Source organism: Ramlibacter sp. GS1-15, assembly GCF_057785015.1.
The window spans coordinates 2,182,141-2,206,009 of the sequence record NZ_JBYNTU010000001.1 but is presented as its reverse complement, the minus strand read 5'-3'; the positions used below and the strand labels follow the sequence as shown (position 1 = coordinate 2,206,009).

Sequence of the window (23,869 nt, the reverse complement as noted above, 5' to 3'; positions counted from 1 at the left end):
CCTCCCATGGGCAACAACGACCTGCCTGCCTACGAGCAGGTGAAAGCGTGGATCCGGGGGCACATCGCGAGCGGCGAGTGGCGCCCTGGCGACCCGGTGCCGAGCGAGGCCGCGCTGATGGAGCAGTTCGGCGTGAGCCGCATGACCGTGAACCGCGCCTTGCGCGAGCTAGCCACCGAAGGGCTCGTGCACCGCGTGCAGGGCTCGGGCACGACGGTGGCGCAATTGCACCGCATCTCGTCGCGCCTGACGATCCGCGACATCCACGAGGAGGTCGAGGAGCGCGGGCACGTCCATACCGCGCGTGTGCTCCATGTCGGCAAACTGAAAGCCGATGCTCAGCTCGCGCGTGCCTTCGAGCTGCGCACGGGCTCCACGCTGTTCCATACCGTGCTGATCCATATGGAGAACGGCGTTCCCATCCAGTACGAGGAGCGCTACGTCAACCCGGCGGCTGCGCCGACCTACCTGGACACCGATTTCACCCAGACCTCGCCGACGCTGCACCTGTTGCGCCACGCGCCGCTGACGGAGGCGAGCTACTCGATCGAAGCGTGCCTGCCCACGGCCGAGGAGGCCAGGCAGCTCGGCATCAAGCGCAGCGATCCCTGCCTGGTGATGCGACGCAGGACCGTGAGCGGTGCGCATGTGGCGAGCGTGGCGCGGCTCGTCTATCCCGGGTCGCGCTACAGTTTCGCAGGGCAGTTTCAGGCATGAACTGGCACGAAGTCCGTCTCGATGAAGTCTTTCCGATGCCGTGGCGCAACGGCGGCGGCACGACGCGCGAGCTGCTCGCGTGGCCGCACAAGGACGACTGGAGCGTGCGCGTGTCCGTCGCGGAGATCGCGCAGGACGGGCCGTTCTCGGCCTATTCGGGCATCGCGCGCTGGTTCGCGGTGTTGTCGGGTGAAGGCGTGACCTTGCGCGTGGACGGGCAAGGGCATCGGCTCGGGAAAGTGGACGAGCCGCTTCGCTTCGACGGCGGCGCGCGGGTCGAATGCGAACGGGTCGGCGGGACCACGCAGGATTTCAACCTGATGCTGCGCGGCCGCGAGGGTGCGCTGCGGCGGATCGCGGGGCGCAACGAGGTCGCCTGCCGCAAGGGCTCGCTGGTCGGCGTCTATTCGCATGACCACGAGATTGCCTTTCTGGCCGTGGAAGTGCGGATCGTCGTGCCGCCGCGCACGCTGGCCTGGAACGTCGTGCCGCAGGACGAGCGCATCGATCTCGATACGCCAGGCGCGCTGTGGATCGAGGCTGCGCCATGACCGTCCAGATCTGGACCCACCTGCGCGCCGCAACGATGCAGGGCGAGGGCTACGGCCTGGTCGACGACGCCGCCATCGTGGTGGACGGCGCGCACATCGCCTGGGTCGGGCGCGATCGCGACATTCCGCGCGAGTGGCGCGAGCTTTCCGAATTCACGCACGAATGCGACGGGGCGCTCGTCACGCCGGGGCTGATCGACTGCCACACGCACCTCGTGTACGGCGGCGATCGCGCGAGCGAATTCGAGATGCGGCTGAACGGCGCAAGCTACGAAGAGATCGCACGCAGCGGTGGCGGGATCGCGTCGACCGTCTCGGCGACGCGCGCGGCGAACGAAGACGCGCTGCTCGTGCAAAGCGGCAGGCGTCTGCGTGATCTCATGGCCGAGGGCGTGACGACGGTCGAGATCAAGTCGGGCTACGGCCTTGCGCTCGAGTACGAACGCAAGTGCCTGCGGGTGGCGCGGGTGCTGGGCGAGAAGCACCGGGTCGAAGTCCACACCACCTTCCTGGGTGCGCATGCGCTGCCCCCCGAGTTCGCCGGCCGCGGCGACGATTACATCGACGAGGTGATCCGCATGCTGCGGGAGCTGTATCGCGAGGGCCTCGTCGATGCGGTCGATGCCTTCTGCGAGCGCATCGCATTCACGCCGCAGCAGACGGACAAGGTGTTCGCTGAAGCCCACTCGCTCGGCTTGCCGGTGAAGCTGCATGCGGAGCAGTTGAGCGACAGCGGGGGCGCGCGGCTGGCGGCGAAATACGGTGCGCTCAGCTGCGACCACCTCGAGTGGCTGGGCGAGGACGGCGCGGCGGCGATGGCGCAGGCGGGCAGCGTCGCGGTGCTGCTGCCGGGCGCGTTCTATTTCCTGCGCGAAACGCGCCTGCCGCCGGTCGATCTGCTGCGCCGCCATCGTGTGCCGGTCGCGATCTCCACGGACTGCAATCCGGGCAGCTCGCCCTGCACCTCGCTCCTACTGATGTTGAACATGGCTTGCACCCTTTTCCGGTTGACACCCGTCGAGGCCTTGGCCGGCGTGACGCGCAACGCGGCTCGTGCACTGGGTGCGCCCGACCGCGGGATGCTGGCACCCGGCCAGCGCGCGAACTTCGTCCTGTGGGATGCGGATCATCCCGCCCAGCTGGCCTATGCCCTGGGCGCGAACCCGTGCCGGCAGGTGATTTTCGAAGGAGAAGCGCGATGAACTACACGCTTCATCAGGGCACCACGGCGCTGCTGGTGAGCATGCCGCACCTGGGCACGGAGATTCCCCAGGACCTGCGCGACCGTTACGTGCCGCGCGCGCTGCAGGTGGAAGACACGGATTGGCACCTCGATCGGCTGTACGACTGGTTGCCCGCCATGGGCGCGAGCGTGATCCAGCCGCGCTGGTCACGCTACGTCATCGACCTGAACCGCCCGCCGGACGACGCGCCGATGTACCCCGGTGCGTCGAACACGGAGCTGTGCCCCACGCGCTTCTTCACGGGCGATCCCTTGTACCGTCCCGGACGCGAGCCGGATGCATCCGAGCGGGCGCGGCGGCTGGCCGCGTACTGGCGCCCGTACCACGATGCGCTCGCAGCCGAACTGGAGCGAATCTGCGCGCGGCACGGATTCGTATTGCTGTGGGACGCGCACAGCATCCGCTCGCGCATCCCGTGGCTCTTCGATGGGGAGCTGCCCGGCCTGAACATCGGCACGGCCGCCGAGGCGAGTGCGCACGAAAAGATCACGAGAGCGGTGGCGCTGGCGGCGGCCCGGAACCCGCATGTGACGCACGCGGTGAACGGGCGCTTCAAGGGCGGCTACATCACGCGGCATTACGGCCGGCCGGCCCAGGACGTGCACGCCGTTCAGCTCGAGATGTGCCAGAGCCTCTACATGCGCGAAAGCGCGCCGTTCGATTACGACGAGAAGCTCGCAGCCGCGATCCAGCCCGTGGTGCGCGAGATGGTGCTGGCCGCGCTGGTCACGGGCGAGGCGCTGTATGGCCGCTGACCGGCCCGAGGTGCATCGGCGGTATTTCGCGCCTCTTGCCTGGGTGCGCGGCAACTGGGCGCGGGACGTGCTGCTCGAGGCGGACACGCAGGGCCACTGGACCCGCATCCTTCCTGGTGCAAGCGTGGCGGAGCACTTCGGTGCGACCCGGCTGCATGGCCCGGTGCTGCCCGGCCTCGTCGATGCGCACAGCCACGCGTTCCAGCGCGCGATGGCGGGGCTGGCGGAGCGCAGTCCGGGCGGCGAGGACGATTTCTGGAGCTGGCGCGACCGCATGTACCGCGCGGCGAACCGGATCACGCCCGAACAGCTCGAAGCCGTGGCGGCGTTCCTCTACGCGGAACTATTGCAGGCGGGCTACACGCAGGTCTGCGAGTTCCACTACGTGCACAACGATATCGCCGGCAAGCCCTACGCCGATCCGGTCGAGCTGTCGCGCGCGCTCGCGCGTGCGGCGCAGCGAACCGGCATCGGCCTCACGCTGCTGCCCACGCTTTACATGCGTTCGGGCTTCTCGGCGAAAGGATTGCGCGAGGACCAGCGGCGCTTCGCGTCCACGCCGTCATCGGTGATGCGGATCGCAACCGCTGTGCGTGAAGGAGCGATCAGCCCGCGCATCACGCCGGGCATCGCGCTGCACTCGCTGCGTGCCGTCGATGCGGGAGCATTGCGCGAGGTCGCGACCGCCGCGAAACACATGCCTGTGCACATCCACATCGCCGAGCAGCGGCGCGAGGTGGAGGACTGCGTCGCGGAACACGGGAAGTCCCCCGTGGAGTTCCTGCTGTCGCAGGTCGCGGTCGATCCGCGCTGGAACCTGGTGCATGCGACGCAATGCACGGCCCAGGAACTTTCGGACCTGCGGCGCACCGGTGCGGCCATCGTGCTGTGCCCGAGCACCGAGGCGAACCTGGGGGACGGCATCTTCGACCTGCCGTCGTGGATGGGGCAGAGCGGCAGCTGGTCCATCGGCTCCGACAGCCACGTCACGCGCAGCTGGCGAGAGGAGCTGCGCCTGCTCGAATATTCGCAACGGCTGAATCTCCGCCGGCGCAACGTGGCGGCGACATCGGCCGTCACCGAAAGCAGTGCGGCCGCCTTGTTCCAGGGCGCGCTCGAGGGAGGCAGCGCCGCGGCGGGCCTGCCGCTGGCGGGTCTCGCGGTCGGCCAGCGGGCGGACTTCATCGTGGTCGACAGCGATGCGCCCGAACTCGCAGGCGTGCGGGATGACCATCTGCTCGATGCACTGGTGTTCTCGTCGCCCGAATCGAGGTTCAGGCAGGTGTATGTCGGAGGCGAACCGGCGCCTGCCGGTGGCGCACTCGCCGAACTCGCGCGCGGCATGCGCGAGGCGATGAAAGAGCTCTGGTCCTAGCCGCGCCCCAGGAACTGGCTGGGCGGCTGTCCCATCGCCGCCTTGAACATCGCGGTGAACGCACTGTCGCTCGCATAACCGCTCGCGGCGGCGACATGGCTCACGGGCGTGCCGCGCGCGAGCAGGGGCAGGGCGTGCGCGAGGACCGCCTGCTGGCGCCATTGCTGGTAGGTGATGCCGAGCTCTTCGCGGAACAGGCGCGCCATCGTGCGCTCGCTGGCGCCGAACGCCGCTGACCAGCCGGCCAGGGTCGAGCGTTGCGCCGGCGCACGCAGCACCGCATCGCACAAGGCACGCAGCCGCTTGTCGCCGGATTGCGCGTTCGGCATCGGCACGCCCAGCGCGTGGATGTCGGCGTGGGTGATCTCGTCGAGCACGAGATGCGTGAGGCGCTCTTCGCGTTCGCGGGACATGGCCTGCGCATCCAGCGCGCCGACCAGTTCACGCAGGAGCGGCGACACGACGATCACGCGGCAACCGCTCCAGCCGGCGGGCGTGGCCGAGGCGTCGATGTAGAGCGTGCGGAACTGCGCATCCTCCAGCACGTGCACCGAATGGCGGGCGCCCGGCGCGATCCACACGGCGCGCGATGGCGGGACGATGTAGGTGACCTCGTCCTCGCCCTGGCCCGAGCGCTGCGCCGTCACCTGCAGGATGCCCGCCGCGCAGTACGCGAGCTGCGACCAGGCGTGGCGGTGCGGGTCGAAGTGCGAATCGGCGATCAGGCTGCGCGCGCGCACGCGCACCGGTCGGGCCCGCGTGGGGCGGAACGCGTCGGTGTCGCCGAGCGGCGTGGCGCGGAAGGGTCTGGGAGGCACTTGGCGGATTTTCGCAAAAAGCTGGCGTTCTGTCGCAATTCGGAAATGGCCGGCGCACTTAGGATGGCCGGCATGAGCACGACAACCGCGAACGCGCTGCCGCCTGCGGGCCTGCGCCGGGACGCCGGCGTGATCGGCCTGGTGGGCCTCGCGCACATGATCAGCCACTTCAACCAACTGCTGCTGGCGCCGCTTTTTCCGTGGCTGAAGGACGCGTTCAGCGCGAGCTACACCGAACTGGGCTTCCTGATGACGGTGTTCTTCGTCGTCTCATGCTCGGTGCAGGCGATGTCGGGGTTCCTCGTCGATCGCTTCGGGCCGCGGCCCATCCTGTTCGGCGGGCTGGCGTGCCTGGGTCTGGCGGCTTTCGGCTACTCGCTCAGCCACGACTACCTGTCGATGGTGTTCTGCGCCGTCATCGCCGGCGTGGGCAACGGTGTTTTCCATCCGGTCGACTACACGCTCATCAATCGCAAGGTGAGCGCGACCCGCCTGGGCCACGCCTACAGCGTGCACGGCATCACGGGCAGCCTGGGCTGGGCGCTGGCACCTGCGGTGGTCGTGCCGCTGGCGATCGCCTATTCGTGGCGTGTGGCCCTGGGCGCCGCGGGCGGGTTGGCCTTCGTCGTGCTCGCCGTGCTGTGGCTCAATCGCGCGACGCTCGACCTGCCGGCGAGCGCGCCCAGGACGCAGGACGCACCGGCCGCGGCCACGCTCGATTTCCTGCGCATTCCCGCCGTATGGATGTGCTTCGCGTTTTTCTTCTTCTATGCCGTGGTGCTGAGCGTGGTCCAGGCGTTCGCACCCGAGGCCGCGCGGCAACTCCACGACGTGCCCGTCGGCGTCGCTGCCATGTGCCTGACCATCTACATGGTGTGCGGCGCGGCGGGCATGGTGCTGGGGGGCTTTCTCGCCGCGGATCCGGAGCGCTGCGAACGCATCGTCGGTATCGGCTTCGGCGCGGCGGCGCTGGTCGCCCTGCTGATCGGCATCGGGCCGGTGCCGGCCTTCGCTGTCCCCGTGCTGTTCGGAGCAATGGGGTTCGCCAGCGGCATCGCGGCGCCGTCGCGCGACCTGCTGGTGAAGAAGTCGACGCCCGAGAACGCCACCGGCCGCGTGTACGGCGTGGTGTATTCGGGCCTGGACATCGGGCAGGCGCTGGCGCCGCTCTTCTTCGGCGCGCTGATGGATCACCACCGGTACGTCGGCGTGTGGATCGGCCTGGTCGTGATGCAAGGCGTGCTGATCACGAGCGCGTTCAACGTCCGGCGGGTGCGCAGGACCGCATTGGCACCCGCCTGAGGCGGCGGTTATGCTTGGGCCATGTACGCCGCGTACTTCGGCCTGAAGAGCCCGCCGTTCTCGATCGCGCCGGACCCGCATTACCTGTTCATGAGCGAGCGGCACCGCGAGGCGCTCGCTCATCTGTTGTACGGTCTGGGCGGGGGCGGTGGCTTCGTGCTGCTCACGGGCGAGATCGGCACGGGCAAGACGACGCTGTGCCGGCTGTTCCTCGAGCAGATTCCGCCCGACTGCAACGTCGCCTACATCTTCAACCCGAAGCTGACGGCCTTCGAGCTGCTGCAGTCGATCTGCGAGGAGTTCCGCATCGCGGTGCCGCAGACGGGCGCGGCGCCGACGGTGAAGGTGTACGTCGACCGCCTGAACGACTTCCTGCTGCAGCAGCACGCGGCCGGCCGCAACAACGTGCTGATCATCGACGAGGCGCAGAACCTCTCGGCCGAGGTGCTGGAGCAACTGCGGCTGCTCACGAACCTAGAGACGCGGGAGCGCAAGCTCCTGCAGATCATCCTGATCGGGCAACCCGAGCTTCGCCAGATGCTGGCGCGGCCGGAGCTCGAGCAGCTCGCGCAACGCGTGATCGCACGTTTTCACCTGGGCGCGCTCACGCCGGCGGAGACCGACCAGTACATCCGCCATCGCATGGACGTGGCGGGCCTGGAGCGGCCGTTTCCCTTCGAGACCCGGGCCATTCGCCGCATCCACGAGATCTCGCGCGGCGTGCCGCGACGCATCAACCTGTTGTGCGACCGCGCGTTGCTGGGTGCCTTTGCCACTTCGCGCGCGACGGTGGATCGCAAGGTGGTGAACCAGGCGGGCGAGGAGGTCTTCGGCCGCCCCGCACTGGCCACGCCGGTGCGCCAGCCCACGGCACTCGTGATCGGCCTCTGGCTGGTGATGGGGGCAGGCCTTTATGCGGCCGTGACCCATCTGCTCGCGCTGGACGACAAAGCCCCGGTGCGGCCTGTAGCCCAAGCGCCGGCGGCGGCGGCGTCGGTGGTCCGCGTAGCGGCGAGTGCGGCCGTGCCCGCTGTCGCCGTGGCTTCGGTACCGGCTGCGCCGCCCGCACCGCCCAGGCTGCTGGCCGATCCCGATGAAGCCTGGCGCGAGCTCGCCGCCGCATGGAAAGCCGACGCGCTCGAAGGCGAGCCGTGCTCCGCGCTCGCGAAGCAGCGACTGCAATGCTTCACGAAGACGATGAACCTGGCGCTGATCCGGGAACTCGGCCGACCCGGCATCGTCACGCTCGACGCGGAAAAGGGCAAGCCCCGCTACGCCGTGCTCACCGCGCTCACGCGCGACACGGCGACGCTGCGGGCGGCCGGTACCGAGCAGACCGTCACGCTCACGGCGCTGGCCTCGCGCTGGCAAGGCGAGTTCGCGACGATCTGGAAGGCGCCGCCCGGCTATTCGCCCGGTGAGCTGCGGGCCGAAACGCTCGACTGGATCGCCGCGCAGCTTGCCGCTGCCGATGGCCGGCCGGCGCCGACGGGCCATGCGGCCTTCGATGCGCAACTGAAGTCGAAGCTGCGGGCGTTCCAGCTGGCGCGGGGCGTGCCGAGCGACGGCCAGCCGGGCCCCATGACCTACATGCAACTCAATCGCGCAGGCGGCGCGGACGAACCACGCCTCGCGATGCAACCCTGACCGCCCATGTCGTACATCCTCGACGCCCTCCGCAAGGCCGATGCGCAGCGCGAAAGCGGCTCCTCGCGCGGCATCCACGCGCACCCCACGCCGCTCGGCCCGTCGGACACATCCAGTGCGCGCCCGCTGTGGTGGTGGGCCGTGGGCGCCGTGGTGCTTGCATTGGTCGGATGGGGCGGCTGGTCCCTGCTGAAGGACAAGGGCGTCCCCGCGACATCCGTCATGGCGAGTGCTCCGCCGGAAGCGGCACCGTCCGCGGGCGCCGTGGTCAGGACCCCGCCGCCCGCGCCCGCACCGGCCGCGGCCATCGAGCCGCCACCGCCTGCCGCCGAGGTGGTCGCGCCGCCTCCGGAGATGCGCGCGCCGCGGCCACGGCAGACCGTCCTCGCTCCCGGGATGGGTGCTCCGCCCATGACGTCGCCCGCACGCATTGCACCGCCGCCTGCTGCGCCGGCGGCGACCGCGGCCGGATCGGCGCCTGTCTCCACGGTATCGGGCCTGCCGCCCGATGCGCCGCGCGTGGCGATCAGCGGCGGCGTCTACTCACCGAATCCGGTACAGCGCATGCTGATCGTCAACGGCCAGGTGTTCAACGAGGGCAGCGAAGTGGCGCCCGGCCTGGCCATCGACGAGATCAAGCCGCGCACGGCGATCCTGAAGTTTCGCGGCGCGCGCTACACGGTCACTTACTGAGCCTGCGGCGGCTGGTAGATCGACCAGTGGCCGTTCTTGAACAGGTAGAGGGCCGATGACACGCGGGCGCCGCCCGCGCCCGCGTACAGCGCCGCCGCGGAAAAGCGCAGGTTGGCGATGGCATCCTCGTCGCCCGCCGAGCCGAACACCAGGCCGCCCCGCTGCGGCACCGCGGCGACGACGCCTTCCGGGTGTTCGCGCAGCACGCCCAGCCAGAACTCGCGGTCCAGGAAATAGCTGCTGGCCAGGTCCGGCGCGCCGCCCTGCACCTGCATCAGGCCGCCCGTCCACGGTTTCGCCGAGGGCGCCCCGTACATCCGTCTCAGGTTGCGCACCGCGACGTCCAACGCATCCTCTGGCGTGAGCTTCAGGCGCTCGAGGTCGTTGGGCGCGGCGCTTTGCAGCGACTGGCCGCCGTCGAACACCAGCCGGATGTGCATGTCGCCGAGGTACTGGTACCAGCTGGTGGCCAGTTCGACGCGGCGCCCGTCCGGCATCTTCGCCGTCACGCGGCCATACGGTTGCAGCGTCTCGTCCTGCTTGTTCTCGCCGCGCGATTCGCGCAGCACGACGATCAGGTTCGACGCCGACGTGTCCATCGTATCGGCGGGCGGGGGCGGCGTGGCGGCCCCTGCGGATACGCATGCGATAGTGGCAGCGACGGTGACGCAAAGCCCCGCAAGGCGCTGGCGAAAGCCCATGTGAATCCCCTCTGGTGTCGGGCCACTGTGCCCGCACGACATTCGCCGCGCAACGGCTCTTTACGTTCGACGCGAAATTTGTCTCACATGCGTGTCGTCGAGTCGGTACGCGGCCACGAATTCGGTTACCGAACTTGCGTTCTTCGACTTTGCAGGCGGCTAGGTCGTCCGTAGCATCGGCAGCTCTTCTTCTTCAAAGCCCATCTTTCTTCAGGAAGTACCCCATGGCACTGCAATCCCCCTTCTTCAACAAGCGCGAGGAAAACACGAACGTGCGCGGCACCACCAGCCCCAATGCCGCCGCCGCGAGCGGCCACACCGGCATCGTCGCGGCCACGGCCGCCCCGGCGACCCCCGCGGCCAACACCGCGCCCGGCAAGGAAGGCGAGAGCAAGCTGACCGTCGGCCCGAACATCAAGCTGAAGGGCGTCGAGATCACCGATTGCGACACGCTCGTGGTCGAGGGTTCGGTCGAAGCCACGATGGATTCGCGCGTGATCCAGATTTCCGAGCGCGGTTCGTTCAAGGGGTCCTGCGAGATCGACGTTGCGGAAATCCGCGGCCAGTTCGAAGGCAACCTCACCGTGCGCCAGAAGCTCACGATCTTCTCGACCGGCAAGGTCACCGGCAAGATCCGCTACGGCAAGGTCGTGATCGAAGAGGGCGGCCAGCTGTCCGGCGAGATCGAGGCGGGTGCCACCGCCACGCGCGCGGCCGACAGCAAGAACCTGCGCGTCGCGAACGCGTAAGTCAAACAGCGGTGTTGTGCCGCTGGATGCAGGTGTCGAGCACTTCGCCGTGCTCGCGCTGCCACCAGTTGCGCTCGGAGAAGATCTCCACCTCGCTGTAGCCGTCGAACCCGGCGGCTTCCACCCAGCCGCGGATGCGGCGGATGTCGAGGACACCGTCGCCCATCATGCCGCGGTCGAGCAGCAGGTCGGTGGTGGGAACCAGCCAGTCGCAGACGTGGAACGCCAGCAGGCGTTCCCGGCCGGCGCGCGCGATCTGTGCCTGCAGTTTCGGATCCCACCACACGTGATAGACATCGCACGCGACGCCGAGCGCGCCGCTGCGTGACGGGTCGAGGGCGTCGCAGATGTCGAGTGCCTGCTCCATCGTGTTGACGCAGGCGCGGTCGGCCGCGTACATGGGGTGCAGAGGCTCGATGGCGAGCGGCATGCCGGCCGAACGCGAGTATTCCAGCAGCGTGGCGATGCCGTCGCGCACCTGCGTGCGAGCGCCGGCGATGTCCTTGCTCTCGGCCTTGCCCGCCATCGCGCCCGGCAGCCCGCCGACCACCAGCACCAGGCATTTCGCATTCAGCTCGCGCGCTTCGTCCACCGCGCGCCGGTTGTCGTCGTGCGCCGCGCGCAGGCCTTCCGGCGTGGACGCGGGGAACATGCCGCCGCGGCAATAGCCCGACAGTTCCAGGCCGTGCGCCTTCACGAGCTTCGAGACGTTCGCGAGGCCCGCGGCCTGCACCTGGTCGCGCCAGGGCGAGATCGCGCGGATGCCGCGCCTGACGCAGGACTCGATGATGTCGGGCAGGGGCAGCTCGATGCCCCCGCTTTTGCGGATCGTCGCCGTGTTGATCGAGAGCCAGCGGTGATCGTTGGAAAAGTCACGCATGTTTTTTCAGCAGCCGCAGCAGGATGGCTGCGTTGTCGAGTTCGCCCTCGCCCGCGGCGACGGCTTCGCGCATCAGGCGCGCGTGGGTTTCGGAAAAGGGCAGGGCCAGGCCGGCTTGTCGCGCGGCAACCAGCATCAGGTCGACGTCCTTGAGGTGCTGGCGCACGCGCGAACGCGGCGCGAAGTCGCGCGCCACCATCAGCGGCCCCTTCACCTCGGCGGCGGCCGACCTCGCCGGCGTCGCCAGCACGAGTTTCAGGAACAACGCGGGTTCGATGCCCAGCGCCTCGGCGAAAGCCATGCCTTCGGCGAGCACCGCGCGATTGAGGCCCAGCACGAGGTTGGTTGCGAGCTTGGCGCGAGCGCCGGCGCCCGCGGCGCCCACATGGATCCGTTGCATCGAGAGGCTAGAGAGCAGGTCGGCGTGGCGCGCGATGACTTCGCCATCGCCGCCCAGCAGTGCGACCGCCTCGCCGGCGGCGATCTGCTCGCTGGAGCCGGAGAGCGGCGACTCGATCAAGTCGATGTTCCGCGCGGCCAGGCGGCTGGCGAGCTGCTCGAGTTCGTCGGGCGAGCCGGTGGAGCAATCGACGACGCCTTCCACGCAATGGCCGGCGTCGAGCAGTGCACCGGGTGACTCGAGCACGTCGATCACACCGCGCGTGTCGAACACGGCCAGGACCACTTCGCTGCAAGTGCGGCCCAGATCCTTCAGCGATTTCGCGACCTCGCCGCCCGCGGCCTTGAACGCATCGCAGGCTTCGGCGCGAACATCGAACCCTGTCGTGCGCCAGCCTTGCTCACGCAGGCGTTTGCCAAGCGCCTGGCCCACGAGCCCCAGCCCGACGAGACCGACGTTGCGTTTGCCCGCCATGTCACGCCCCCAGCGACGAGCCGCCGCAGACGTTGATCTCCTGGCCGGTGATCGCGGCGGCAGCGGGCGACAGAAGGTACGCGACGAGCGAGGCGACCTCTTCGGGTTCGATCAAGCGGCCGATCGGCGGCAGTTGCGGCGTGACGGACTGGCGCTTGGGGTCCTGCAACATGCCCGTGCGCGTCGCGGCGGGCGAGACGACGTTCACCGTCACGCCTTGCGGCGCGAGTTCGATCGCCCAGCTGCGCGCCATCGCAACCAGCGCCGCCTTCGTCGCGGCGTACTGGCTGCGGCCCGGGCTGCCTCGCGCAACGCGGCTGCCCACGAGCACGACGCGACCCATGCGCGCCTGTGCCATGGCCGGCAGCAGCACGTTCGCCAGCCGCGCCGCGGCGTCGACGTGCAAACGCCACATCAGCGCGCCGTGGTCCGGGTCCAACTCGCCGGCGCGTCCGGTGCGCAGCACGCCGGCCGCGTGCACGAAGCCTTGTGCGCCCGATACGGCATGCGCCGCCGCGTCGACGGCCACGCCGCCCGTGAGATCGACCGTGCGATGTTCGAAGCCCCGGGCCTCGAGCGAGGGCGGCGCGACATCCAGCCCCTGCACGTGCCAGCCTTGCGCGATCAACGCCCGCGCGATGGCACGGCCGATGCCGGAGCTCGTCCCGGTCACGACCGCGCGCATCGGCTCACTCGACACGGATGTGGCCTTCGGTGATGATCTTCTGCGACCTCGCCATGTCTTCCTTCTGGAAACGCGCGAAGTCGTCCACGGAACCCGGCGTGAGCACGAGGCCTTGCTGCACGAGCTTGTCGCGCATGTCGGTCGCCAGCGCCTTGTTCACTTCGGCGTTCAGGCGCTTGACGATCTCGGGCGAGACCTTCGCCGGCGCCCACAGGCCGTACCAGCTGTAGAACTCGTAGCCGGGGATCGTTTCGCCGACCGTGGGGACGTCGGGCAGGCTGGCTGCGCGTGCGCCGGAGGTCACCGCGATCACGCGCAGCATGCCGCTCTTGTGGTACTGAAGCGAGCCGAGGATCGGGTCGATGAAGCCGGCGATCTGGCCGCCGATCAGGTCCTGGAAGGCGGGCGCCGTGCCCTTGTAGGGGACGACGGTGTAGTCGATGCCCGTGCTCTTCTTGAGCAGCTCGGTGGCGAGGTGGCCCGCCGAGCCGACCGAGCCGACGGCGAACGTCATCTTGCCCGGGTTCGCCTTGCCGTAAGCGATCAGCGACTTGATGTCCTTGACGGGCAGGTCCTTGTTGATCGCGACCGACAGCGGCGCTTTCGCGACGAGCGCGACGGGAGCGAAGTCGCGAGTGACGTCATAAGGCACCGACTTCATCGTCATCGGCGCCGTCACGAAGGTGGACGCGTTGAACAGCAGCGTGTAGCCGTCCGGCTGCGACTTGGAGACGACGTCGGCGCCGATGATGCCGTTGCCCCCCGGCCGGTTCTCCACGATGAAGGGCTGGCCCAGCTGGCTCTGGAGCTTCTCCGCCAGCATCCGGCCGACCGTGTCGAGCGTGCCGCCGGGCGGGAAGGGAATGACCATCTTCACGGGCCGCGCGGGCCATGTCTGCGCGCCGGCACCGAAGGCGAGGGCCAGGCCGAGCGCCAGCAGGGCGCGTTTCGTTCGATCCATCATCCGGGGTCTCCTTGGGTGGGATTCAGTTCTCGACGCCGTGCAACGCGAGCAGCGTGGTCATGCGTTTGACGGCCAGGTCGGGTTGTTCCAGCAGGTTCGCGCGGTCGGCCAGGCGGAACAGCTCGGCGAAATGCACGATCGACCGGGTGCTCTGCTGGCCGCCCACCATCGTGAAGTGCGACTGGTGGCCATTGAGCCAGGCCATGAACACCACGCCCGTCTTGTAGAAGCGCGTGGGCGCCTGGAAGATGTGGCGCGACAGCCGCACCGTGGGTCCGAGGATCGCGTGGAACTTGTCGACGTTGCCTTGCGCGAGTTCGCCCAGGGCGGCGCTCGCGGCGGGCGCGATCGCGTCGAAGATGCCGAGCAGCGCGTGGCTGCCGGTCTCGATCAGCTCGGCGTAATTGAAATCGTCGCCCGTGTACATGCGCACGGCCGCGGGCAGGCGCGATCGCATGGCGATCTCCTTGTCCTTGTCCAGCAGCGAGATCTTGATGCCATCCACCTTGGACGCGTGCGCGGTGATGATGCCCAGCGCGGTCTGCATCGCCGCATCGACATCCCTGGAACCCCAGTAACCGGCGAGCGCGGGGTCGAACATGTCGCCCAGCCAGTGCAGGACGACCGGCTGCTTCGCCTGGGTGAGGACCCGTTCGTACACCCGTTCGTAATCGGCGGGCGACTTCGCCACGCGTGCCAGCGCGCGGCTGGCCATCACGATCAACTTGCCGCCGAGTTTTTCGATGGCGGCCATCTGCTCCTCGTAGCCGCGGATCACGTCGTCGACCGACTTCACCTCGTCGAGGTTGAGGTGGTCGGTGCCGCAGCCCGAAGCGATGATCGCGCCGGGCACGTCGCGCGCCGCATCGAGCGAGCGGCGAATCAGTTCGAGCGACGTCGGCCAGTCCAGGCCCATGCCGCGCTGCGCCGTGTCCATGGCTTCGGCCACGCCGAGCCCGAGCGACCACAGGTGCCTGCGATAGCCGATGGTCGCGTCCCAATCCACCGCGCACTGCAGCCACGGATCGATCGCGGCTTTGGGGTCCGCCACGACGTGCGCGGCCGAATACGCGATGCGGTTGAACTTGACGCCCTCGGGCGGGCGTACCGGCGTCGTGCCGGTGAGCGTGTAGCGTTCGATGCGCCCGTTGGCCGCGGGCAGGTAGAGCGAGCTCGTCATCGCCGCCTCAGACGTTCAGGGCCGGCACGTCGACCCAGCGCCGCTCGTGCCAGCTTTGCAGGGCCGCCTCGACCAGCTGCACGCCCTTCGCACCTTCGGGCAGCGTCCACTTGTAAGGCGCGTTCTCCACGACGTGGCGGATGAAGTGCTCCCACTGGATCTTGAAGCCGTTGTCGTAGACCTGGCTGTCCGGCACTTCCTGCCACTGGTCGAAGAAGTTCATCGTCTGCTTGATGTCCGGGTTCCACACCGGCCGCGGCGTCGTCACGCGCGATTGCGCGACACAGCTTTGCAAGCCCGCCACCGCGGAGCCGTGCGTGCCGTCGACATGGAAGGTGACCAGGTCGTCGCGGCGCACGCGCGTGGCCCACGACATGTTCAGCTGCGCGATCACCGGCTCGCCGTTGTGGCCCACGAGTTCGGCCGTCGCGTAGGCGGCGTCGTCCGCCGTGGCGACGTACGGCTTGCCGGCTTCGTCCCAGCGTTGCGGGATGTGGGTCGCGGCGATGCAGGAGATGGACTTCACCTCGCCGAACAGGTTGTCCAGCACGTAGCGCCAGTGGCACATCATGTCCAGGATCATCCCGCCGCCGTCTTCGGTGCGGTAGTTCCAGCTCGGGCGCTGGATGGGCTGCAGGTCGCCTTCGAACACCCAGTAGCCGAACTCCAGGCGCAGCGACAGCATGCGGCCGAAGAAGCCGGCGCGACGCAGCATGTCCAGCTTGCGCAGGCCGGGCAGGAACAGCTTGTCCTGCACGGCACCGTGCTTCAGGCCCGATTGCTGCGCGAGACGGGCGATCTCCACGGCTTCATTCAGGTTCGTCGCGATCGGCTTCTCGCAGTAGACGTGCTTGCCGGCGCGGATCGCCTTGGCGAGCAGGGCAGGGCGCATCTGCGTCGTGCCCGCGTCGAAGAAGATGGTGTCGTCGGGGTTCTTGAGCGCCTGGTCGAGGTCGGTGGACCAGCGCTCGATGCCTTGCGACTTCGCCAGGGCGGCGATCTTCTCGGCGTTGCGGCCGATCAGGATCGGGTCGGGCATCACCTTGTCGCCATTGGAGAGCGCGACACCGCCTTCCTTGCGGATCGCGACGATGGAGCGAATGAGGTGCTGGTTCATGCCCATGCGTCCGGTGACGCCGTGCATGATGATTCCGAGACGCTGGGTGGGCATGGGGTTCCTGCGGTGCTTAATTCACTAGATGGTGAATTATAGGTAAAGCTTCGCCGCACACAAGAGGCGAAGGGTGGAATCACGACCTCAGCACGTAGCCGAGGATCACGTCGCACATGTGCGACAGGCGCTCGCTCCTGGCCTTGGTGGACATCAGGTCGCGGCCGAAGATCGCCGAGAGCGTGTAGTTGTTGGAAAGGTAGAAGTACGACAGGCCCGCGATCGAGACATAAAGCTGCACCGGGTCCACGCCGCCGCGGAAGGTGCCTTCGCGCCGGCCGCGCTCGAGGATCTGCCCCAGTGTTTCGATGAGCGGCGAGTTCAGCTCGCGCGCCCGCCGGGACTCGGCGAGGTGCCGGGCCTTGTGCAGGTTCGCACTGTTGAGCAGGGTGAGGAACTCGGGATGCGCGAGGTAGTAGTTCCAGGTGAACTCCACGAGCTTGCGCAGCGCTTCGGCGGGTTGCAGGTCCAGCAGGTGGAGCCTGCGTTCCTCTTCGCGGATGTCGAGGTAAGCCTGTTCCAGCACGGCTTCGAAGAGCTTCTCCTTGTCCTCGAAGTAGTAGTAGATCAGCCGCTTGTTCACGCCGGCGCGTTCGGCAATGCGGTCCACCCGCGCGCCGCCCAGGCCCAGCTCGGCGAACTCGTCGCGTGCCGCCGCTAAGATGGCGCCTTGCGAGCGGTCGGCATCGCGCTGGCGCTCCTCGGCGGCGGGGGCAGTGTCTCTCGTCATGCGCCGATAATTCACCATACGGTTAATAAAGTCAATATGCAGATCGCCGGCCACCTCATCGTCGAATGCCTTGTCGCCCAGGGCGTCACCCACGCGTTCGGGGTGCCGGGCGAGAGCTACCTCGCGGTGCTCGATGGCTTCCACGCGTATCGCGACAGGATCAAGTTCATTGTCAACAGGCAGGAGGGCGGCGCGGCCTACATGGCCGAGGCGCAAGGCAAGCTCACGGGGCGCCCGGGCATCTGCTTCGTCACGCGCGGGCCCGGCGCGACGAATGCGTCCATCGGCGTGCACACGGCATTCCAGGATTCGACGCCGATGGTGCTCTTCGTCGGCGACGTCGCGAGCGACCAGCGCGACCGCGAGGCCTTCCAGGAAGTCGATTACGAGAGCTTCTTCGGCCCGAGCACGAAGGGCATGGCCAAGCGGGTCGAGCGCATCGACGATCCCGACCGCATCCCCGAGTACGTCGCGCGTGCGTTTGCCACGGCGATGAACGGGCGGCCCGGGCCCGTCGTGCTCGTGCTGCCCGAGGACATGCTCACGAAGGCGACGTCGGCGCGGCCCACGCCCCGTGTGGAGCCGGTGCAGGCCTGGAGCGATCCGGGCGCCTTGCGTGAGCTGCGCGAGCTGCTGTTGCGGGCCAGGCAGCCGTTCGTGATCGCCGGTGGCGGCGGCTGGACGGCGCAGGCCGCGCAAGCGCTGCAGCGTTTCGCCGAGAACTGGAAGCTGCCCGTGGGCAACGCCTTCCGCTTCCAGGACACCTTCGACAACCACCATCCGCTGTACGCCGGCGATGTGGGGATCGGCCTCAATCCGAAGCTCGCCGCGCGCATCAAGGAGGCGGACCTCGTCATCGCGATCGGCCCGCGTCTGGGGGAAATGACCACGAGCGGTTACACGCTGCTCACGCCGCCGAAGCCGAAGCAGAAGCTGGTGCACATCCACGCGAGCGCGGAAGAACTCAATCGCGTGTACCAGGCCGATCTCGCGATCAACGCGACGATGAACGCGGCGGCGCGGTCGCTCGAGGTGTTGGCGGCGCCCACCGACATCCCGTGGGCCGCGTGGACCGAAGCCGCCCATGCCGACTACGAAGCGAACCTCGTGCCCCAAAAGCTGCCGGGCGATATCGACATGCCGGCCATCGTCGCCGTCCTGCAAAAGCACCTGCCCGAAGACGCCGTGCTCACGAACGGCGCCGGCAACTTCGCGAGCTGGGTGCATCGCTTTTTCAGGCATCACGGGCTCGCCAAAGGATTCAAGACGCAGCTCGCGCCGACGGTGGGCGCCATGGGCTACGGTGTGCCCGCGGGCATCGCGGCGAACATCGTCAGCGGCCGCACCGCCTTCACGATCGCGGGTGACGGCGATTTCCTGATGAACGGCCAGGAGCTCGCGACGGCCGCGCAGTTCGGTGCGAAGAGCATCATCGTGCTGCTGAACAACGGCACCTACGGCACCATCCGGATGCACCAGGAGCGCGAGTTCCCCGGCCACGTGAGCGGCTCGGACCTCGCGAACCCCGACTTCGCCGCGCTCGCGCGTGCCTACGGCTGGGCCGGCGTGCGCATCGCGAAGACCGAGCAGTTCGAGCCCGAGTTCATCGCGGCGCTCGAGCGCAGGCAGGGCACCCTGATCGAGGTGATGCTCGATGCGGAGGTCATCACCACGCGCGGGACGCTCAGTGCGATCCGCGAGGCCGCGCTGCAAAAGCTCAAAGCGTGAAGCGGAAGCCTTCGACGATGGCGCCGGGTGCCGTCACGCTGCGCAGCGCGCGCTGGCCATAGGTCGAGTTGTCCGGCACCAGTTCGGCGTCGTGCGTCAGCGCCACGAGCCCTTCGCCGAACATGCGCAGCAGCGAATCATCGAATCGCATCACGCCGATCGGCGCCGCGATGCGCCCGTTCTCCACCCAGAAGCAGGCGAAGCGGGTCATCCCGGTCATCCGGCAGGCCTGGCGATCGCTGTAGTTCAGGTAGTGCAGGTCGCTGATGTACACGCCTGTGCCCAATGCTTCGAGCGCGTCGCCGGCAGCGAGGGTGCCGCCGGCCATCGCGAGCGATTCGGGGCTCTCGTAGGAATTGGCGCCATTCGCCGGCACGCCGTATTCGCGTGCGCTGCGAGGCGAGACGAGCGTCTGCGCGACCTCGCCGCCGTTCACGAGCGTCACGGACGCGGGCTTGACGAAACCGTCCGGCTGGAAGCGCGGCGCGATGCCTTCGCCCGCCGCCTCGACCAGCGTCACCGCTTCGTTGAACTTCGCCTGCCCGCGATGCGCGCGGACCAGGGTGCTGACGCCGGTCTGCAGATCCTTATGGCCGAAGCCACCCCAGCTCAAGGTGCCGAGCAGGTCGGCGACGGCGACCGGGCTGAAGTACACGCGGTAGTTGCCCGGCGCGAGCGTCTTCACCGGCCGGCCGAGCAGGGCCAGTTGCTCGCGTGCCGCCGACATGCGCGCGGCGAGCGCCGTCTCGTCCCACATGGTGCCGGCGTACGACGACTTCACCGCCTGGTCACCCGAGCGGTACAGGCACCACTCGAAGTGGAAGCTTTCCACGCGATGCCAGTTGCGCTGGCCGCGGCTGTCGGCGAAGCCGCGGGCGATCGGCCCGCCGGCGTAGAAGCCGACGAGGTCCGTCTCCCTGCCGTGCAGCGCCACAGCGTCGATCACCTGGCGCGCATCGGGCAGGCGGCCGGCCGCATCGCGCTCGGTGTTGTTGATCTCTTCGGGCAGCAGCAGGTACGGGTCCTCGGGCACGAGAGGCAGTTCCTCGATGAGGCGCTCGCGCTGGGCCAGCAGGGCCTGCGTGTCCGCTTGCAGGTCGCCGGACAGGCTGACGCACACCGTGGCCTGCCGCGCGCCGCGCACAACGGATACCGTCCCGTAACGCTGAGCGACGTGGGTGGCCTGCCGCACCTGCGCGTGGTTGAAGCGGATGAAGTCGCTGGCTTCAGCGGCCCAGTGCAGCATCGTGCGGTCGACCGCCGCGTCCTGTACGCAGACGGCCGTCGCGAGCTGTTCGAACTCCCTGCGCATCAGTGGGCTCCCCCGAACACGGCGACCTTCCCGAACTTGCACGCCGGCGCCGCGTGGCCCACGCGGATCACCTGGTTGGGTTCGCCCTTGCCGCAGTACGGCGTGCCCATCACCTCGAACGTGCCCTCGTTGCCGACCATCGCGAGCGAGCGCCAGAAGCTGGACGAGATGCCCCGGTAGTTGGGGCGCTTCACCACTTCGGCGAGCCGGCCCTTGCGGATCATCCGGCCGTATTCGCAGCCGAACTGGAACTTGTTGCGCGAGTCGTCGATGCTCCACGACGAGTTGGTGTGCATCATCACGCCTTGGTCGATGCTCGCGATCATCTCCTCGAGCGTCGACGTGCCCGGCTCGATGTTGAGGTTGCTCATGCGGTCGATGGGCGGGCGGTTCCAGCTGCTCGCGCGCGCCGTGGACACGCCCGAAATGCCCGCGCGCAGTTCCTTCGCGCGCGCCTGCGACACCGTGCCGCCCAGCGGACGCAGCAGGATGCCGTCCTTGATGATCCATTCGCGCTTCGCGGGCGCGCCGTCGTCGTCGAAGGCGAAGCTCGCGAACTGGGCGTGCACGTCGGGCGCGTAGCTCACGTTCAGCAGCAGGCTGCCGTACTGGAAGTGGCCGAACATGTCGAGCGTGACGAAGCTCGTGCCGGCGAAGTTGCGTTCGTCGCCCAGGATGCGATCGAGTTCCAGCGGGTGCCCGATGCTCTCGTGGATCTGCAGCATCATCTGGTCGGGCATCAGCAGCACATCCATCTCGCCCGAGGGGCAGTTGGGCGCGTGAACGAGCTCGATCGCCTCGCGCGCGACCCGCGGGCCATCGGAGAGAAAACGCGCGCGCTCGAGCACCTCGAGGCCGCCCTGCTGGCAGAAGCCGTTGTATTGCCCGGCGGAGCTGCGCACCTGCGTGTCGCCGTCGGCGCTGGCCACGGCCATGATGGTGGGAATGACGAAATCCCAGGTCTGTTCGATGCGTCCGCCGTCCGGCGTGAGGTACAGCTGTTCGGTGTGCATGGTCCACAGGCTCGCCGTGCGGTCGACGATCTCGTCACCGAGGTTGGCGCTGGCGCAGACCTCGCGCAGCATGTCGAACTTCTCGCCCAGCGAGAGACTCGCGGTGGGCCGCTCGTTCGGCGACCGGTACCGGCCCTGCAAGTGCGGCCGGTCCACCTTGCGGTAGTCGAACACGCTGCGGCCCGCACTGGCGCGGGCCAGATCCTGCGCACGCGCGAACGCGGCCCGCAGGCCCGCCTCGGAGATGTCGCTGGTCGCGCTGTAGCCCAGCGCCCCTTCGATGACTACGCTCACCATGACACCGTTGTCGCGCTCACGTTGCGGCGATTGCGGCACGTCGCGCCGCACCTGCAGCTGCTCGGATTGCTGGGTCACCAGTCGCACGGACCAGTCATCGGCCGCGGGCGCGCAGCGCCGGGCCAGTTCCTCGAATGAATGCATGGCGTGATTGTGCAGAAACGAAAAAGGCCGGTTCGCACCGGCCTTGGTGGAAGCGCAGGCGCCTCGTTTACTTCACGTGCTTGCCGATCAGGCCGGCCATCTCGAACATCGAGACCTGGGCCTTGCCGAAGATCGCGCGCAGCTTCTCGTCGGCGTTGACCATGCGCTTGTTCACGTTGTCCTGCAGCTTGTTCTTCTTGATGTAGGCCCACAGCTTGCTGACCACTTCCGTGCGCGGCATCGGGCTGTTGCCCACCACGGCCGCGAGTTGCGGGCTGGGGGTCAGCGGCTTCATGAACGCGGCGTTCGGGGTGCGCTTCTTCGCAGGAGCCTTCTTCTTGGCGGGCGCGGCCTTCTTGGCAGCAGCCTTCTTGGCGGGCGCGGCCTTCTTCGCCGGGGCCTTCTTGGCGGCGGCCTTCTTCGCCGGGGCCTTCTTCGCCGGAGCCTTCTTCGCAGCGGCCTTCTTGGCCGGGGCCTTCTTCGCAGCTTTCTTCGCAGTTGCCATGACTTGATTTCCTTCTAGAAGTTGATTGACCACCTTCGAGAGCGTCCGCCCCCTCCGGCAGTGCGGATGCTACTGGAGAAAAAACGCGTTTCCAAGGGGAAAAAGCGGTTTTCTCCTCTGGCGTCGCGTTTTTCTCACTCTGGAGAAGGCTCGATTTCCCTCTGGGGAGGGAGCCAGAGGCAGAGCCACACGAGGCGGCGAGGGCTCCAGCGCCACTGGCGCATGCTCACGCACTGCGGGAGAAACGGCCATCAACACCGCGCCGCCACACGCTTTTTCACCTGGGCAGCGTGGCGAGCACCACGCCCGCGAGCGCCAGCAGGAAGGCGAAGGCCTGCACACTCGTGAACGGCTCGCCGAGCGCCACCACGCCCACCAGCGCCGCCGCCACGGGCAACATCACCGTGAACACGCCGCCCTGCGATGCGGGTACGACCTTCAGGCCCGTCATCCACAGCCACACCGTCCACACGCTCGCCGCGAGCGAATAGAACAGCAGCAGCACCCATGTCCAGCCCCGGATCGCGCCGAAGTCGAAGTGCCAGGCCTGGTACAGGCCGAACGGCGCGACCAGCGCGAACCCCCACAGGTTGATGAGCGAAGTGATGCGGCGCGGTGAGAGGGCGCCGGTGAGCTTCTTGCCGATCACTGCATAGGACGCTTCGCACACCACCGCGCCGAAGACGAGCAGGTTGCCGAGCCAGTGGCTCGCCGCCGCCCCGCCTTCCTGAGCCGGTTTCGTGAACGCCAGCAATGCGATCCCGCCGGCCGCGCAGGCGACCGCACCCCACACGCGCCCGCTCACGCGCTCGCGCAGGAAGGCCCAGGAGAGCAGGGCGACCACGGCCGGGATCGCGGCCATGATCACGCCGGCCGACACCGCGCTCGTCATGCTGACGCCGAACAGCATGCAGATCGAGAAGAGGAAATTTCCCAGGAAGGATTCGAGGAACAGCAGCCGCTTCGTCTGCGCCGTCATCGGCAGTTCGTTGAAAGGCTTGCGCAGCCAGTGCAGCATCGCCGCGCCGCCGATGCCGAAACGCAGCCACGCGAGCAGGAAGACGGGAATGGCCGCCGCCAGCGGCTTCGAAAGGGCGACGTAGCTGCCGACGAGCGACATGCTCAGGGCCAGGCATGCATACGCGGCAAGGCGCTGGGCCCGGGTGCTCATTCGATGAAAATGGCGGATTCCAAAACGAGGGCGATCATGCCTGAAGGCACGACGCGGCACGTGTTCGTCTACGGCACCTTGCGCCGGGGCGGGCGCAACGACATCAACCGGCTCTCGCCCGCGCCGCGCTACGTCGGGATGGGCGAAGTGAAAGGGAGCCTCTATCACCTCGACTGGTACCCGGGCCTGGCGCTCGGCGGCGAGGAAGCCGTGACGGTGGTCGGCGAGGTGTACGAGGTGACGCCGCAACTCGAAGCCGTGCTCGACGGGATCGAAGGCATCGTGCCCGGCGAGGACAGCGAGTACTTCAAGCGCGACCTGGAGATCGAGGTGGGCGGCCGGCCGATGCAGTGCTTCCTCTACGAGATCAATCCCGTGCGGGTGCAAGGCCGGCAGCGCATCGGGCATGGCGACTGGATCCTGTTTCATTCATCGTGAAATGCCTTTCGCATCGCGAAACTTTGATCTTGCTGCACCGCGCCAAATTTTCTCAATACAAGAAATCATTTCCCGCATCGCGATAATCGCCGGCAAGTCATTGATTTTGAAGGGAAGATTTTTTGTCTTGTATAAGACACAAGAGCTTCACAAGGTCTTGTAGAAGACCTAGAGTTGTCCCCAACGGCGTCGCCCTTCGTCCCGCGGCGGCGCCGACCGGTTTGG

The 23,869-nt window shown here is 68.1% G+C and carries 24 protein-coding genes; 11 read left to right on the top strand and 13 right to left on the bottom strand.

Features of this window, described 5'->3' with window-relative positions:
• Positions 1-6: 6 nt before the first annotated feature.
• The 5 genes from hutC to AC3EF3_RS11030 are packed head-to-tail and all read left to right on the top strand — an operon-like array spanning position 7 to position 4,642.
• Entirely contained in the window at positions 7-717 is a 711-nt protein-coding gene (hutC, locus tag AC3EF3_RS11050) for a histidine utilization transcriptional repressor HutC (RefSeq protein WP_488532200.1), read from the top strand.
• Positions 714-1,268 (top strand): HutD/Ves family protein, encoded by a 555-nt coding sequence (locus AC3EF3_RS11045; protein ID WP_488532199.1) that lies wholly within the window; start codon positions 714-716, stop codon positions 1,266-1,268. Before hutC ends, AC3EF3_RS11045 begins: the two co-directional genes overlap by 4 nt.
• Positions 1,265-2,470, top strand: coding sequence for an imidazolonepropionase (hutI, locus tag AC3EF3_RS11040; protein ID WP_488532198.1), 1,206 nt, complete (start codon positions 1,265-1,267; stop codon positions 2,468-2,470). The genes AC3EF3_RS11045 and hutI overlap by 4 nt, the downstream gene beginning before the upstream one ends.
• On the top strand, positions 2,467-3,267 hold the full coding sequence (gene hutG, locus AC3EF3_RS11035; RefSeq protein ID WP_488532197.1) for an N-formylglutamate deformylase: 801 nt from the start codon (positions 2,467-2,469) through the stop codon (positions 3,265-3,267). The genes hutI and hutG overlap by 4 nt, the downstream gene beginning before the upstream one ends.
• A complete protein-coding gene (locus AC3EF3_RS11030; RefSeq protein ID WP_488532196.1) occupies positions 3,257-4,642 on the top strand; it encodes a formimidoylglutamate deiminase in 1,386 nt (461 codons plus the stop codon). Before hutG ends, AC3EF3_RS11030 begins: the two co-directional genes overlap by 11 nt.
• Here the strand turns inward: AC3EF3_RS11030 and AC3EF3_RS11025 are convergent.
• Positions 4,639-5,460, bottom strand: a complete 822-nt coding sequence (locus AC3EF3_RS11025; protein WP_488532195.1) for an AraC family transcriptional regulator — start codon at positions 5,458-5,460, stop codon at positions 4,639-4,641. The genes AC3EF3_RS11030 and AC3EF3_RS11025 overlap by 4 nt on opposite strands.
• Before the next feature lie 72 nt (positions 5,461-5,532).
• On the opposite strand from AC3EF3_RS11025, the gene AC3EF3_RS11020 reads away from it, so the two are divergent.
• Genes AC3EF3_RS11020 through AC3EF3_RS11010 form a run of 3 tightly spaced genes read left to right on the top strand, consistent with a single transcriptional unit; the run spans position 5,533 to position 9,102 of the window.
• Complete coding sequence (locus tag AC3EF3_RS11020) at positions 5,533-6,762, top strand: MFS transporter (RefSeq protein ID WP_488532194.1); 1,230 nt, start codon at positions 5,533-5,535, stop codon at positions 6,760-6,762.
• Between the two features lie 21 nt (positions 6,763-6,783).
• Entirely contained in the window at positions 6,784-8,409 is a 1,626-nt protein-coding gene (locus AC3EF3_RS11015; RefSeq protein WP_488532193.1) for an ExeA family protein, read from the top strand.
• Between the two features lie 6 nt (positions 8,410-8,415).
• The gene (locus AC3EF3_RS11010) at positions 8,416-9,102 is read left to right on the top strand and encodes a general secretion pathway protein GspB (protein ID WP_488532192.1); all 687 of its coding nucleotides are present in this window, start codon (positions 8,416-8,418) and stop codon (positions 9,100-9,102) included.
• On the opposite strand, the gene AC3EF3_RS11005 is transcribed toward AC3EF3_RS11010, so the two are convergent.
• Positions 9,096-9,701, bottom strand: a complete 606-nt coding sequence (locus AC3EF3_RS11005) for a hypothetical protein (protein WP_488532191.1) — start codon at positions 9,699-9,701, stop codon at positions 9,096-9,098. The two genes, AC3EF3_RS11010 and AC3EF3_RS11005, sit on opposite strands and share 7 nt — an antisense overlap.
• A gap of 326 nt (positions 9,702-10,027) precedes the next feature.
• On the opposite strand from AC3EF3_RS11005, the gene AC3EF3_RS11000 reads away from it, so the two are divergent.
• On the top strand, positions 10,028-10,552 hold the full coding sequence (locus AC3EF3_RS11000; protein ID WP_488532190.1) for a bactofilin family protein: 525 nt from the start codon (positions 10,028-10,030) through the stop codon (positions 10,550-10,552).
• A gap of 1 nt (position 10,553) precedes the next feature.
• Here AC3EF3_RS11000 and AC3EF3_RS10995 read toward each other — a convergent pair whose 3' ends face one another.
• The 7 genes from AC3EF3_RS10995 to AC3EF3_RS10965 all read right to left on the bottom strand — a co-directional run bounded on the left by AC3EF3_RS10995 (position 10,554) and on the right by AC3EF3_RS10965 (position 17,036).
• Entirely contained in the window at positions 10,554-11,432 is an 879-nt protein-coding gene (locus AC3EF3_RS10995; RefSeq protein ID WP_488532189.1) for a sugar phosphate isomerase/epimerase family protein, read from the bottom strand.
• Positions 11,425-12,306: an NAD(P)-dependent oxidoreductase gene (locus AC3EF3_RS10990; RefSeq protein WP_488532188.1), complete on the bottom strand. Its 882-nt coding sequence runs from the start codon at positions 12,304-12,306 to the stop codon at positions 11,425-11,427. Before AC3EF3_RS10990 ends, AC3EF3_RS10995 begins: the two co-directional genes overlap by 8 nt.
• 1 nt (position 12,307) lies before the next feature.
• Positions 12,308-12,991, bottom strand: a complete 684-nt coding sequence (locus AC3EF3_RS10985; RefSeq protein WP_488532187.1) for an SDR family NAD(P)-dependent oxidoreductase — start codon at positions 12,989-12,991, stop codon at positions 12,308-12,310.
• 4 nt (positions 12,992-12,995) lie between these two features.
• Complete coding sequence (locus AC3EF3_RS10980) at positions 12,996-13,955, bottom strand: Bug family tripartite tricarboxylate transporter substrate binding protein (RefSeq protein WP_488532186.1); 960 nt, start codon at positions 13,953-13,955, stop codon at positions 12,996-12,998.
• 22 nt (positions 13,956-13,977) lie between these two features.
• On the bottom strand, positions 13,978-15,135 hold the full coding sequence (locus AC3EF3_RS10975) for a dihydrodipicolinate synthase family protein (RefSeq protein ID WP_488532185.1): 1,158 nt from the start codon (positions 15,133-15,135) through the stop codon (positions 13,978-13,980).
• Between the two features lie 7 nt (positions 15,136-15,142).
• A complete protein-coding gene (locus AC3EF3_RS10970; protein WP_488532184.1) occupies positions 15,143-16,306 on the bottom strand; it encodes a Gfo/Idh/MocA family protein in 1,164 nt (387 codons plus the stop codon).
• A gap of 79 nt (positions 16,307-16,385) precedes the next feature.
• The gene (locus AC3EF3_RS10965) at positions 16,386-17,036 is read right to left on the bottom strand and encodes a TetR/AcrR family transcriptional regulator (protein WP_488532183.1); all 651 of its coding nucleotides are present in this window, start codon (positions 17,034-17,036) and stop codon (positions 16,386-16,388) included.
• Positions 17,037-17,072: 36 nt separating this feature from the next.
• On the opposite strand from AC3EF3_RS10965, the gene AC3EF3_RS10960 reads away from it, so the two are divergent.
• The gene (locus AC3EF3_RS10960; protein ID WP_488532182.1) at positions 17,073-18,764 is read left to right on the top strand and encodes a thiamine pyrophosphate-binding protein; all 1,692 of its coding nucleotides are present in this window, start codon (positions 17,073-17,075) and stop codon (positions 18,762-18,764) included.
• On the opposite strand, the gene AC3EF3_RS10955 is transcribed toward AC3EF3_RS10960, so the two are convergent.
• The 4 genes from AC3EF3_RS10955 to AC3EF3_RS10940 all read right to left on the bottom strand — a co-directional run bounded on the left by AC3EF3_RS10955 (position 18,754) and on the right by AC3EF3_RS10940 (position 23,206).
• Positions 18,754-20,076 (bottom strand): metallopeptidase TldD-related protein, encoded by a 1,323-nt coding sequence (locus AC3EF3_RS10955; protein WP_488532181.1) that lies wholly within the window; start codon positions 20,074-20,076, stop codon positions 18,754-18,756. The genes AC3EF3_RS10960 and AC3EF3_RS10955 overlap by 11 nt on opposite strands.
• Entirely contained in the window at positions 20,076-21,530 is a 1,455-nt protein-coding gene (locus tag AC3EF3_RS10950) for a TldD/PmbA family protein (RefSeq protein ID WP_488532180.1), read from the bottom strand. Before AC3EF3_RS10950 ends, AC3EF3_RS10955 begins: the two co-directional genes overlap by 1 nt.
• Positions 21,531-21,597: 67 nt before the next feature.
• A complete protein-coding gene (locus AC3EF3_RS10945; protein ID WP_488532179.1) occupies positions 21,598-22,035 on the bottom strand; it encodes an SWIB/MDM2 domain-containing protein in 438 nt (145 codons plus the stop codon).
• 277 nt (positions 22,036-22,312) lie between these two features.
• On the bottom strand, positions 22,313-23,206 hold the full coding sequence (locus AC3EF3_RS10940; protein ID WP_488532178.1) for a DMT family transporter: 894 nt from the start codon (positions 23,204-23,206) through the stop codon (positions 22,313-22,315).
• 36 nt (positions 23,207-23,242) lie between these two features.
• Here AC3EF3_RS10940 and AC3EF3_RS10935 point away from each other — a divergent pair, with 36 nt between their 5' ends.
• Positions 23,243-23,644 carry a gamma-glutamylcyclotransferase family protein gene (locus AC3EF3_RS10935; protein WP_488532177.1) on the top strand — a complete coding sequence of 134 codons (402 nt, stop codon included), beginning with the start codon at positions 23,243-23,245 and terminating at the stop codon, positions 23,642-23,644.
• The last annotated feature ends 225 nt before the right edge of the window (positions 23,645-23,869 follow it).